The organism is Halopseudomonas salina (assembly GCF_008641105.1).
In genome coordinates this window covers 656,440-668,866 of the sequence record NZ_VTTI01000001.1, presented here as the reverse complement: position 1 = coordinate 668,866, position 12,427 = coordinate 656,440, and the positions used below count along the sequence as shown (strand labels likewise).

At 59.6% G+C, this 12,427-nt stretch carries 13 protein-coding genes; 11 read left to right on the top strand and 2 right to left on the bottom strand.

Going from position 1 to position 12,427, the window contains the following annotated elements; all coding sequences use genetic code 11:
* Genes FZF01_RS03070 through siaD form a run of 6 tightly spaced genes read left to right on the top strand, consistent with a single transcriptional unit; the run spans window position 1 to window position 6,083 of the window.
* The gene (locus FZF01_RS03070; protein WP_150276612.1) at window positions 1–1,011 is read left to right on the top strand and encodes an aspartate carbamoyltransferase catalytic subunit; all 1,011 of its coding nucleotides are present in this window, start codon (window positions 1–3) and stop codon (window positions 1,009–1,011) included.
* Window positions 995–2,266, top strand: a complete 1,272-nt coding sequence (locus FZF01_RS03065; protein ID WP_150276611.1) for a dihydroorotase — start codon at window positions 995–997, stop codon at window positions 2,264–2,266. Before FZF01_RS03070 ends, FZF01_RS03065 begins: the two co-directional genes overlap by 17 nt.
* Before the next feature lie 27 nt (window positions 2,267–2,293).
* Window positions 2,294–4,285 (top strand): biofilm regulation protein phosphatase SiaA, encoded by a 1,992-nt coding sequence (gene siaA, locus FZF01_RS03060; protein ID WP_150276610.1) that lies wholly within the window; start codon window positions 2,294–2,296, stop codon window positions 4,283–4,285.
* 52 nt (window positions 4,286–4,337) lie between these two features.
* The gene (gene siaB, locus FZF01_RS03055) at window positions 4,338–4,880 is read left to right on the top strand and encodes a biofilm regulation protein kinase SiaB (protein ID WP_150276609.1); all 543 of its coding nucleotides are present in this window, start codon (window positions 4,338–4,340) and stop codon (window positions 4,878–4,880) included.
* Between the two features lie 22 nt (window positions 4,881–4,902).
* Entirely contained in the window at window positions 4,903–5,277 is a 375-nt protein-coding gene (gene siaC / locus FZF01_RS03050; protein ID WP_150276608.1) for a biofilm regulation phosphoprotein SiaC, read from the top strand.
* A gap of 2 nt (window positions 5,278–5,279) precedes the next feature.
* A complete protein-coding gene (gene siaD / locus FZF01_RS03045; RefSeq protein WP_150276607.1) occupies window positions 5,280–6,083 on the top strand; it encodes a biofilm regulation diguanylate cyclase SiaD in 804 nt (267 codons plus the stop codon).
* A gap of 7 nt (window positions 6,084–6,090) precedes the next feature.
* Here siaD and FZF01_RS03040 read toward each other — a convergent pair whose 3' ends face one another.
* Window positions 6,091–7,230, bottom strand: a complete 1,140-nt coding sequence (locus FZF01_RS03040) for a PilT/PilU family type 4a pilus ATPase (RefSeq protein ID WP_150276606.1) — start codon at window positions 7,228–7,230, stop codon at window positions 6,091–6,093.
* 17 nt (window positions 7,231–7,247) lie between these two features.
* Window positions 7,248–8,282 (bottom strand): type IV pilus twitching motility protein PilT, encoded by a 1,035-nt coding sequence (locus FZF01_RS03035; RefSeq protein ID WP_150276605.1) that lies wholly within the window; start codon window positions 8,280–8,282, stop codon window positions 7,248–7,250.
* A 79-nt stretch (window positions 8,283–8,361) separates the two neighbouring features.
* On the opposite strand from FZF01_RS03035, the gene FZF01_RS03030 reads away from it, so the two are divergent.
* The 5 genes from FZF01_RS03030 (at window position 8,362) to metW (ending at window position 12,421) form a co-directional block, all read left to right on the top strand.
* The gene (locus FZF01_RS03030; RefSeq protein WP_150276604.1) at window positions 8,362–9,093 is read left to right on the top strand and encodes a YggS family pyridoxal phosphate-dependent enzyme; all 732 of its coding nucleotides are present in this window, start codon (window positions 8,362–8,364) and stop codon (window positions 9,091–9,093) included.
* A complete protein-coding gene (gene proC, locus FZF01_RS03025) occupies window positions 9,090–9,908 on the top strand; it encodes a pyrroline-5-carboxylate reductase (RefSeq protein WP_150276603.1) in 819 nt (272 codons plus the stop codon). The genes FZF01_RS03030 and proC overlap by 4 nt, the downstream gene beginning before the upstream one ends.
* A 9-nt stretch (window positions 9,909–9,917) precedes the next feature.
* A complete protein-coding gene (locus FZF01_RS03020; RefSeq protein WP_150276602.1) occupies window positions 9,918–10,508 on the top strand; it encodes a YggT family protein in 591 nt (196 codons plus the stop codon).
* A 177-nt stretch (window positions 10,509–10,685) separates the two neighbouring features.
* Complete coding sequence (gene metX, locus FZF01_RS03015) at window positions 10,686–11,825, top strand: homoserine O-succinyltransferase MetX (protein ID WP_150276601.1); 1,140 nt, start codon at window positions 10,686–10,688, stop codon at window positions 11,823–11,825.
* Window positions 11,826–11,830: 5 nt separating this feature from the next.
* Window positions 11,831–12,421: a methionine biosynthesis protein MetW gene (gene metW / locus FZF01_RS03010; RefSeq protein WP_150276738.1), complete on the top strand. Its 591-nt coding sequence runs from the start codon at window positions 11,831–11,833 to the stop codon at window positions 12,419–12,421.
* The last annotated feature ends 6 nt before the right edge of the window (window positions 12,422–12,427 follow it).

The following is a 12,427-nucleotide window of genomic DNA, read 5'->3' as shown; positions in this document are numbered from 1 at the left end:
ATGACCCCGATACCCAGTCATCTGCAACTCAACCATCAGGGCCAGTTACGCCATTTTCTGAGCATCGAAGGCCTGTCGCGGGAACTGCTCACAGAGCTGCTGGATACCGCCGACTCCTTCCTTGAAGTGGGTGAGCGCGCCGTCAAGAAGGTACCTCTGTTGCGCGGCAAGACCGTGTGCAATGTATTCTTCGAGAACTCCACCCGCACGCGCACCACCTTCGAGCTGGCGGCCAAGCGACTGTCTGCCGACGTGCTCAACCTGAACATCCAGACATCTTCGACCAGCAAGGGCGAGACCCTCTACGACACCCTGCGCAACCTGGAGGCCATGGCGGCGGACATGTTTGTGGTGCGCCACGGCGACTCCGGCGCGGCGCATTTTATCGCCCAGCAGGTCTGTCCCGATGTGGCCATCATCAACGCCGGGGACGGCAACCACTCGCACCCGACCCAGGCGATGCTCGACATGCTGACCATCCGCCGTCACCGGGGCAATTTCGAGAACCTGTCCGTGGCCATCGTGGGAGACATTCTGCATTCACGGGTGGCACGCTCGAACATGCAGGCGCTGCACACACTGGGCTGCCCCGACATTCGGGTGATCGCACCACGTACGCTGCTCCCCGCCGGCATCGAACAGTACGGCGTGCGGGTGTTCAACGACCTGCGTGTCGGCCTGCGCGACGTCGATGTGGTCATCATGTTACGCCTGCAAAAAGAGCGCATGCAAAGTGGCCTGCTACCCAGCGAGGGCGAATTCTACCGCCTCTACGGCCTGACTCGCGAAACCCTCGCGCTGGCCAAACCAGACGCCTTGGTGATGCACCCGGGGCCGATCAACCGGGGCGTTGAAATTGAATCCGAGGTGGCCGACGGTGCCCAATCAGTCATTCTCAATCAGGTTACTTACGGCATTGCCGTTCGAATGGCCGTGATGTCCATGGCCATGGCCGGACAGAACGCCCAGCGCCAGTACAACCAGGAAGCCCAGCATGCGACTGACCATTGAAGGTGCCCGGGTCATCGATCCGGCCAACCAGCTCGACCAGATCACCGACCTGCACATCGACGACGGTCGTATCCACGCCATAGGAGCCGCCCCAGAGGGTTTTCAAGCCCATCAGACAATTGATGCCCGCGGTCTGATCGCCAGTCCCGGACTGGTCGATCTGAACGTCAGCCTGCGCGAGCCCGGCCAGACCCGCAAGGGCACCATCGACAGCGAAACCCGCGCCGCTGCAGCAGGCGGCGTGACCAGTCTGTGCTGCCTGCCTGACACCCGGCCCGTACTGGACACCCCTGCGGTGGCCGAACTGATTCTGGAGCGCAGTGAACGTGCCGGCCACGCACGGGTGTTCCCCTTCGGCGCCCTGACCCACGGCCTGGATGGCGAGCATCTGAGCGAACTGGTGGCCCTGCGGGACGTTGGCTGCATAGCTTTCACCCAGGGACTGGCGCCGATGAAGAGCAATCGCATCCTGCGCCGCGCCCTGGAATATGCAGCCGGCTTCGACGTGCCGGTTGTATTCATGTCCCAGGATGCGGAAATGGCCCAAGGCGGCAGTGCCCACGAGGGTCCGACCGCAACCCGCATGGGATTGGTGGGCATTCCCGAAAGCGCCGAAACCATTGCCCTGGCCCGTGACCTGCTGCTGGTCGAGCAGACTGGCGTGCAGGCGCACTTCAGCGGACTGAGCAGTGCCCGCGCCATGAATATGCTGGCTGATGCCAGGGCGCGCGGCTTGCGTGTGACCGCCGATGTGGCGATGTATCAGTTATTGCTCTGCGATGAAGACCTGGAAGGCTTCTCCAGCCTGCTCCACGTGCTGCCGCCACTGCGCAGCAGCAGCGACCGGCATGCCTTGCGTCAGGCAGTACAGGAAGGCGTGGTACAGGCCATTTCCTCACATCACCAGCCCCACGAACAGGAAGCCAAGCGGGTGCCCTTCGCCGCCTCGGCGACGGGGATCAGCAGCATTGAGGTCCTGTTGCCCCTGGCGATGACACTGGTGGCTGACGGGTTACTCGAATTACCCGCACTGCTGTCGCGTCTGACCTGTGGGCCGGCCAGCGCCCTGGGCCTGCCAGCCGGCCATCTGGGCATCGGCGCGCATGCCGACGTAACGCTGTTCGACCCCGCCGAAGCAAGCCTGGTGGGCCACAACTGGATATCCAAGGGTGCCAATTGCCCCTTTATCGGCAAAGGTGTGCCCTGTAAGATTACCCACACCGTATGCAATGGCAAACTGGTTTATCAGGCCTGACAAGGGCGCATTTTACAGGGAGTTTTCATGGCAGCCTTCGGCCTACGTGGCAAGTCGATTCTGGCGTTGTTGCTTGTTTGCCTCCTGGCATTGGTACCCGCCGCCCTCATAGGCTGGCTGGTGTTGCAGGGTATCCACGAGCATTTCGCCGATGCCTACGCCCGCAACGCGACACTGTTGAGTCGAGAAAAGATTCGCGCTCCAATATCCCGCGAACTTGCTCTGTCATTGCGCCTGGCAGACTCCGAGGTCACCCGCCAGTGGCTCACCGACGAAGACGATCCTGCCAAACGTGACCTGTTCTTCCGTGAAGCCGAGGGTTACCGCGGGGATTTCCGCGATCACGCCTACTTCATCGGAAGCGTCGGCAGCCAGGGCTATTACTTCAACAGCAACGAAGAGCCTCCCAGCCAACAGGCCCGTTACTTCCTCGATCAGACCAACGACGCCGACAGCTGGTTCTTCAGCAGTCTGCGCGACACCGACACTTACAACATCAATGTCGATTACAACCGGGAACTCCAGACTACCAAGGTCTGGTTCAATATTCTGGTGACCGACAGCGCAGGCGAGGTCCTTGGACTCGCGGGCTCCGGCCTGGACCTGTCTACCTTCATCAACGATTTCATCGCCAGCGATCAGCCCGGCGTCACGCCGATGATTATCGACGCCAAGGGCGCCATCCAGGCCCACCAGGATTCATCTCTGATCGCCCTCAATTCCGGGGCAGACGACACCAGCGGCGAGAACGCCCGGCTGTTCGGCATGCTCGAGGACAGCGTGCAGACCGACCTGCTGCGGGGCGCCATGGCCCGTGCCACGCAGAACCCCGGCAGTGTCGAAAGCCTGAATGTCGGCCTGAATGGCACCGACCAACTGCTGGCTCTGACCTTTATCCCTGAACTGGGTTGGTTCGTGGTCAATGCCATCGATCTGGACAGCGCCCAGGTGCTCGACAACCAGTGGCTGGCCCCCTTGCTGGCTGCCTTGGTGGGACTGGTTGTGGTGCTTATTCTGCTTTTCGCCTTCGCCGTAGAGCGCCTGGTCATGCGCCCCCTGCGCCAACTCAAGCACAGCGCTCAGGCCATGGCGTCCGGACGTTACGATGTAGCTCTGCCGCCCATTCGTGACGACGAAATCGGCGAGCTCAGCGCCGCCTTCAGCACCATGGCCAACAAGGTCAAAAGCCACACGCTGGAACTGGAGCAGCGCGTTCAGGAACGGACCAGTGATCTTGAAGACGCCAACCGCGAAATGGCCACTGCGCAAAAGAAGATCGGGGACTCGATCGACTATGCCAGCCTGATCCAGCGCTCGATTCTGCCCGACCGCGAGCTACTCAGCGTACTGGGGGAGCATCACTCGGTGCTCTGGCGCCCGCGGGATGTAGTAGGCGGCGACTTTTACGTATTTCGCAGCGAGGGCCGACGCTGCCTGCTGGGGGTAGTGGATTGCGCGGGCCACGGCGTTCCCGGGGCCCTGATGACCATGCTCGCCCACGCCGCACTGGACCAGGCAATTACCGACTGCGGAATGCATGACCCCGCGGCGGTACTTACGCGCACCGACCATATACTGCGCAACATGCTCGGCAATTCGGGTGAAAGCAAATCGCTGGCCACTAATATGGATGTCGGACTCGCGTATATTGACCTCGATCAGCGACAGGTGACCTTCTCCGGTGCGAAGATTGCCCTGTACTTCAGCGATGGTGTGCAGGTAGACCATGTACCTGGCGGCAAGCGTGCCCTGGGCGACAGAAAGATCGGTGAGTATCACAACCGGCAAGTGGCGCTGGGCCAGAATACCTTTTACCTGTGCACGGATGGTTTCCTTGATCAGGCGGGAGGCGATGAGGGCTTCGGCTTCGGCAACAGCCGGTTTGGCCAGATGCTACGCGATCATGCCCGTTTGCCCCTGCAGGAACAGAGTCGCGCTTTCAGCGACACGCTGGCCGCCTATCAGGGGACGTATCCTCAGCGCGACGACATCACGATGTTAAGCTTTCGTTTCGACTGAACCCGCCCTGTGCGGTCAACTCCAGCGGTCACGACCGCTGACAGGAGCTGTAATGGAATCCATCGATCTATTCGCCATGCGCGAGCGTTTCAACAGTCAGCAGATCATGCTGTGTTTCAACGGGCCGATCTCCCGCAGCCTGATCGAGGAAATAGGCAACGCCCTGCGCAATTATCTGTCCGCTGACCATGCCCATCCCTCGGCGGCCATGGACGTATTTGCGGTTTACATCGAGATGACCCAGAACATCAGTCACTACACGCGGACCCATGGCTGGAGCGAGCAGGAATCGGGGGCGACCGTCGTAGTCTCACGCGATAACGACGGGCACTACGTGGTATCGGCGGGCAATATCATTCTGGAGAGTGACGGTCAGCGCCTGCTCGAGGCCGTAGACAGCCTTGCCGGTCTGGACAAGGCTCAGCTCAAGGCCGCCTACAAGGAGCAGTTGCGCAAGCCCCGCGACGCAGAAAAAACCAGTGGCGCGGGCCTCGGCCTGATCGACATCGCCCGCAAGGCCAGCCAGCCTCTGCGTGCCCACCTCCAGCCCATAAGCGACGACCGCAGCTTTTTCAGCTTGCGCGCCGTTATCTGAACGACTCATGAGCCAGACTGATATGACTGATTTTTCCATTGCAGGTACCCAGTCCACCCCAGAGATCCGCAGTGACTGGGTCAACGGCATTCTGCACCTGCAGGGCGACTCCTATCCAGAAAACTCCTACGAGCTGTTCAATCAGGTAGTGGAATGGATCGAGACGTTCCTGCGTGAAGCAGATAGAGCATTGAAGCTCGATCTACAACTGCTTTACCTCAACACCAGCAGCATCAAAGCCATGATGGACATATTTGATGTACTGGAAGCCGCTCACGCCGAAGGCAAGGCGGTCAGCGTTGATTGGCACTACGACAAGCGCAATGAGCGCGTCGCAGAGCTGGCCGAAGAGTTCAAGGAAGACTGCAGCTTTCCGTTCAACATTCTGGGCACCTGACCATGGGCGCGCCGGACGAGCCCCTCGAAGAACGTATCGAGCAGTTGCTGGAGAACGATTCGCTGCGCGACGACCCCTTGTTTCAGCCCCTCGAAGAATTGTGGGCGGCACACAGGGATCTCGCACGCCGCATCGAGCGTATCAGCCGCATATCCGATGCCTATCAGAGCCTCACCAAGGAAAATGAAAAGCATCTGACCAAGCGGCTGGACAAGCAATTGCGCCAGCTAAGCAAGGTCGCACGCATCTCCGACCATTACCAGAAGATGATGCACGACCTGAACCTTGCCCTTCGCGAGGCATCCACCCATGACCCGCTTACCGGCCTGGGCAATCGGCGACTGTTGCTCGAGCGTCTGAAAGAGGAGACTGATCGTTCGCATCGTTATGCCCGACCCTTGAGCATCGCCATGCTCGATATAGACTACTTCAAGCGCGTCAATGACGACCACGGTCATGAGCTGGGCGACCAGGTGCTGATGGAAGTATCGCGGGTCATGGACGCACAGATTCGTGATCAGGATATGTGCGGACGCTGGGGCGGGGAAGAGTTTCTGATTATCCTGCCCGAGACCAATATCTCCAGCGCCTGTCAGGTGCTGGATCGGGTTCGGGAAGCAATAGCGGCGTTGCGTATGCGCGTTGGTGATGAGTCCATAACCGTCACAGCAAGTATTGGCGTAGCGTCCCACAGGGATGCAGACACCTACTCCGACACGATCAACCAGGCTGACTGGGCCCTGCTGACCGCCAAAAGATCAGGGCGTAACCGTCTGGCACGCGCCGATGAGATAGGCACTGACTGAGCCTTGCTCAGCGCCTGTGATCCTCGTCGCTGCCTTCCAGAGCAAAATCGTTCTTTCCACCCATCATCAGCGTCTTGCCATCGGTTTCCGAGCCCAACTTGATCAGCAGACGCAGGTCGTTGGCCGAGTCGGCGTGGGCCAGCGCATCTTCATAGGTGATCTCGCCCTGGCTGTAGAGCTTGTAAAGCGACTGGTCGAAAGTCTGCATACCCAGCTCGTTGGAGCGCGCCATCAACGGCTTGAGCTCGTGCACTTCACCCTTGCGAATCATGTCTGCAGCCAAGGGCGTATTGAGCAGCACTTCGATAGCCGCGCGACGCCCCTTGCCGTCAGGGGTCGGAATCAACTGCTGAGCAACGATCGCTTTCAGGTTGAGCGACAGATCCATCCACACCTGCTGATGCATTTCGGTAGGGAAGAAGTGAATGATACGGTCCAGCGCCTGGTTGGCGTTGTTCGCGTGCAGGGTAGCCAGACAGAGGTGACCGGTTTCGGCGAACGCCACCGCGTGGTCCATGGTTTCCCTGGTCCGCACCTCACCAATCAGGATCACATCGGGAGCCTGACGCAGAGTATTTTTCAGCGCCACCTCGAAGGAGTCGGTATCGATGCCCACCTCGCGCTGGGTCACGATGCAGTTCTGGTGCTGGTGAATAAATTCGATCGGGTCTTCGATGGTGATGATGTGGCCGCTGGAATTCTTGTTACGGTAACCAATCATCGACGCCAGTGACGTGGACTTACCAGTACCCGTGGCGCCGACAAACATCACCAGACCCCGCTTGGTCATGGACAGCTTCTTGAGAATCTCCGGCAGCCGCAGCTCTTCCATTGTCGGGATATTGATCTCGATACGGCGTAGCACCATCCCCACCAGGTTGCGCTGGTAAAACGCACTGACCCGGAAGCGGCCGATACCACGGGCGCTGATCGCGAAGTTGCATTCACGGTTCTCGGCAAACTCCCTGCGCTGGGCCTCGGTCATCACGCCCAGCACGGTCTCGCGGGTCTGCTCCGGAGATAGCGCGGTCTTGGTCACGGGCAGGATTTTGCCGTGCATCTTCATACTGGGGGCTACGCCCGCGGTGATGAAAAGGTCCGAGGCGCCTTTCTCGACCATCAGCCGTAACAGTTTCTCGAACTCCATGATGCCTCTCTTCTAGATCAGATAGAGTCGGCCGATTTGGCCTTCTCTCTGGCGCTTTCCTTAGTGATGATACCCTTCGCAGCCAGGCCCTTGAGGCACATGTCCAGTGTCTGCATACCCAGATTGCCACCGGTCTGGATCGCCGAGTACATCTGCGCCACCTTGTCCTCGCGAATCAGGTTACGAATAGCTGGCGTGCCGATCATGATTTCATGGGCAGCCACACGACCACCGCCGATCTTCTTCAAAAGGGTCTGCGAGATTACCGCGGTCAGCGACTCGGAAAGCATCGAGCGGACCATGGATTTCTCTTCTGCAGGGAATACGTCGACAACACGGTCGATGGTCTTGGCTGCCGAGGTCGTGTGCAGGGTACCGAACACCAGGTGACCGGTTTCTGCAGCAGTCAGGGCCAGGCGTATGGTTTCCAGGTCGCGCATCTCGCCGACCAGAATGATGTCCGGGTCTTCGCGTAGCGCCGAGCGCAGAGCTTCGGCAAAGCCGAGAGTGTCGCGGTGTACTTCACGCTGGTTGACCAGGCACTTCTTCGATTCGTGAACGAATTCGATCGGGTCCTCGATGGTCAGCACGTGCTGATATTTGGTGCAGTTCAAGTAGTCGAGCATCGCCGCCAGGGTAGTGGACTTGCCCGAGCCGGTCGGGCCGGTCACCAGTACCAGGCCACGCGGCACATCGGAGATCTTCTTGAACACGTCGCCCATGCCAAGATCTTCCATACTCAGAACCTTGGACGGAATGGTACGGAATACCGCACCGGCACCCCGGTTCTGATTGAATGCGTTGACCCGAAAGCGGGCCACACCAGGCACCTCGAAGGAAAAGTCAGTCTCCAGGAATTCTTCGAAATCCTTGCGCTGCTTGTCGTTCATGATGTCGTAGATAAGGCCATGCACCATCTTGTGGTCCATTGCCGGTACGTTGATACGACGCACATCGCCATCGACTCGAATCATGGGCGGCAATCCTGCCGACAGGTGCAAGTCCGACGCGCCCTGCTTGGCGCTGAAGGCTAACAGCTCGGTTATATCCATTGGGTTCCCCATTGCAACCGGCAAGCATGTAGAATGCCTGAAGGTCTTTTCCGATATTGGCTAGGTAGTTATCTTGGTAATGTCTACGATAGCAGAGAATATTGCAAACGTTCGTGAACGTATTGCGCGCTCGGCAGTCAGTGCTGCCCGCGATCCCTCCGAAATCACCCTCATTGCGGTCAGCAAGACACGGCCTGCCAGCGCAGTACGTGACGCCTGTGCCGCGGGTTTGCGGGACTTCGGCGAAAATTATCTACAGGAAGCCCTGGAGAAAATCGAGGCGCTATCCGAACTCCCCCTTACCTGGCACTTTATCGGCCCGATTCAGTCGAACAAGACGCGACCGATAGCCGAGCATTTCGACTGGGTGCACGGTGTCGATCGGTTAAAGATTGCCAAACGCCTGTCCGAGCAACGCCCGGCGGAACTCGGGCCGCTGAACATCTGCCTGCAGGTGAATATCAGCCGTGAGCCGAGCAAGTCGGGCGTACTGCCCGAAGACGTTGCCGAACTGGCTACCGCAGTAGCGGCATTGCCGCGTTTGAAACTGCGCGGCCTCATGGCCATCCCGGCACCCGCAGAGGACAGCGAATCACGGCGCCAGCCCCTGCGAGCGCTGCATGAATGCCTGCAGAGCCTGCCTATGCAGCTCGATACATTGTCCATGGGCATGAGTGACGACCTAGGCGAAGCTGTGCAGGAAGGTGCCACCATGGTGCGCGTAGGCACTGCGCTGTTCGGGCAACGCGAGAAGACTGACGACCCTGCCACACCACCCGCCACCCACACCAAGACAGAGGACACCCCATGACCGCCCCCATTATTGGTTTTATCGGCGCAGGCAACATGGCTACCAGCCTGATCGGCGGCATGCTGCAGCAGAACATAAAGCCCGCGCAGATCATTGCCAGCGACCGCACCGCCGAGCAGTGCGAACGCCTGGTCAAGCAGTTCGGGATTGGCACCAGTCTGGATAACGCGGTGCTCGCCAACGAGTGCGATGTACTGGTGCTGGCGGTCAAGCCTCAGGTCATGCAGGCGGTATGCCGCGACCTGCCCCGCGAGCGCAAAACCGGCCAATTGATCGTCTCGATCGCCGCCGGCATCAGTTGCGCCAGCCTGGAGCAATGGCTGGGTGAGGGCACGGCGATCGTACGCTGCATGCCCAACACCCCCTCGCTACGGCGCCAGGGCGTGAGCGGTCTGTTCGCCAACGCCTCAGTTACCGAGGCTCAAAAGGAGCAGGCGGAGAATATTCTCAACGCCGTGGGTATCAGCCTGTGGCTGGATCAGGAAGAGCTGATCGATGCTGTCACCGCGGTGTCCGGTAGCGGCCCTGCATACTTCTTCTACATGATGGAGGCCATGACCGCCGCCGGCGAAAAGCTCGGCCTGCCCCGCGATACGGCTGAACGCCTGACGCTCTTTACCGCCCTGGGCGCGGCCGATATGGCCGTGCACAGCGATGTAGACGCCGCCGAGCTGCGCCGCCGCGTCTGCTCCCCCGGCGGCACCACCGAACAGGCGATCAACAGCTTTGCCAGCGACGATCTGCCCGCTATCGTTGAGCGCGCGATGCGAGCCGCTGCCGCCCGCGGCGCTGAAATGACCAAAGAACTCGCCTGAGGAGGCCACATGAACAACCTGAATATGGCCGCGATCTACCTGGTGCAAACTCTGGGCAGCCTGTACCTGGTCATCGTCCTGATGCGCTTCATTCTGCAACTGGTCAAGGCCGACTTCTATAACCCGATTTCGCAGTTCATCGTCACGGCCACCAAGCCGCTGCTGATGCCCCTGCGTCGGGTGATTCCAGGCTACGGGGGGATTGATTTCGCCTCCCTGGTGCTGGCCCTGATCCTGCAAATGATCCTGATGACCATCATCATCAAGTTGATGGGCGCGGCCCTGCCGAACATTCTGCAGATTCTGGTCTGGTCCCTGATCGCCGTGACTGCGCTGTTTCTGAAGATATTCTTCTTCGCCCTGATCATCAGTGTAATTCTGTCCTGGGTCGCGCCACAAAGCGGCAACCCTGCGGCTATCCTGGTGCATCAGTTGTGCGAACCGGTGCTGACCCCCGTGCGTGCGATACTGCCGTCGATGGGCGGTCTGGACCTGTCGCCCATCTTTGCCTTTATTGCTCTGCGTCTGATCGACATGCTGGTGATTGCCAACATCGCAGCTGCCACCGGTATGCCCAGAGGCCTGACCCTGGCGTTGTAACCACAGCGCCTGGCCGACAGCACCATCCATAAAGCTCCCGGCAACCACAGCGCAAGCCACGCTTGCCGGGCTGCAGCGCAGATATTGCGCCGGACTCCGACGCTCTTTAGACTGGCGCCTCGTCTGTTGGCGAGGCCGCAGCGGGCTACCGCCTGACCACACAGGAACAGTATATCCATGTCCAGATTCCCCGCCGATTCTGTCGGTCTGGTGACACCTCAGCGCCAGGCGTTTTCCGAGCCGTTGCAATTGGCTTGCGGCAAGGCGTTGAACCAGTTCGAACTGGTATATGAGACCTATGGGGAGCTGAACGCCAACCACAGCAACGCAGTGCTCATCTGCCACGCGCTGTCCGGCCACCATCACGCAGCGGGCTTTCACAAGGTAGACGAACGCAAGCCCGGATGGTGGGATGCGTGTATCGGACCTGGAAAGGCGATCGACACCAACCGCTTCTTTGTCGTCAGCCTGAATAACCTGGGCGGCTGCCATGGCTCAACCGGCCCCTCAAGCATCGACCCAGCCACGGGTAAATCCTACGGCGCGCATTTTCCGGTGCTCACCGTCGAAGACTGGGTCCACAGCCAGGCACTGCTCGCCGACCGACTGGGGATTGCGTGCTGGGCTGCCGTCGTGGGCGGCAGCCTCGGTGGCATGCAGGCCCTACAGTGGGCCATCAGCTACCCCGACCGCATTCGACACTGTCTGGCGATTGCCACTGCGCCCAAGCTCTCTGCGCAGAACATCGCCTTCAATGAAGTCGCGCGCCAGGCGATCATCAATGATCCAGATTTTCATAATGGCGACTACGCAGCCTTCGGCGTGATCCCCAAGCGCGGTCTGATGCTGGCCCGCATGGTCGGGCACATCACCTATCTGTCGGATGATTCCATGGGCGAGAAATTCGGCCGTGAGCTGCGTACCGACGTGCTCAACTACGATTTCACCAGTGTCGAATTCCAGGTAGAAAGCTATCTGCGTTATCAGGGCCAGGAGTTTTCCGAGCGCTTTGACGCCAATACCTACCTATTGATGACCAAGGCGCTGGACTACTTCGACCCGGCGGGTGCCCACTCCGGCAATCTGGCCAGCAGTCTCGAAGGCATCAAGGCACGCTGCATGGTGATGTCGTTCACGACTGACTGGCGCTTCTCACCTGCCCGCTCCCGTGAGCTGGTGGACGCTCTTTTTGCAGCGGGCAAGCAGGTCAGTTATCTGGAAATCGAAGCAGCCCAGGGACACGACGCCTTCCTGCTGCCGATCCCCCGCTACGTCCAGGCCTTCAAGGCCTATATGAACCAGATCGAGGTGGCTTGATGACTATGCGCGCGGACCTGGAAATCATCCAGGAATGGATCAAGCCTGGCAGTCGTCTGTTGGATCTGGGCTGCGGTGACGGTGAGCTCCTGCGTTATCTGTCCGACCACCGCAAGGTCACCGGTTATGGTCTGGAAATCGACCCGGAGAAGATCAACGCCTGTATCGAGCGCGGCGTCAACGTGATCGAACAAAACCTGGATGCCGGCCTGAGCAACTTTGGCGACAACACCTTCGACAGCGTACTCATGACCCAGGCGCTGCAGGCCGTCCATTACCCTGATCAAGTGCTGGAAGAGATGCTGCGCATCGGCCGCGAAGCGATTCTCACCTTCCCCAACTTTGCCCATTGGCGCTGCCGCTTATATCTGGGTACAAAGGGCCGCATGCCTGTATCGGAGTTCATGCCCTACACTTGGTACAACACACCCAATATCCACTTTTGCACATTCAAGGACTTTGAGGAGCTATGCCGCGAGCGATCCATACGCATTCTTGATCGCCTTGTGGTAGACCAGTCACACCAGAGCACCTGGTTGAGTGGGCTCTGGCCAAACCTGTTGGGTGAAATTGCCATCTACCGGGTTACCCGATAGGAGAAC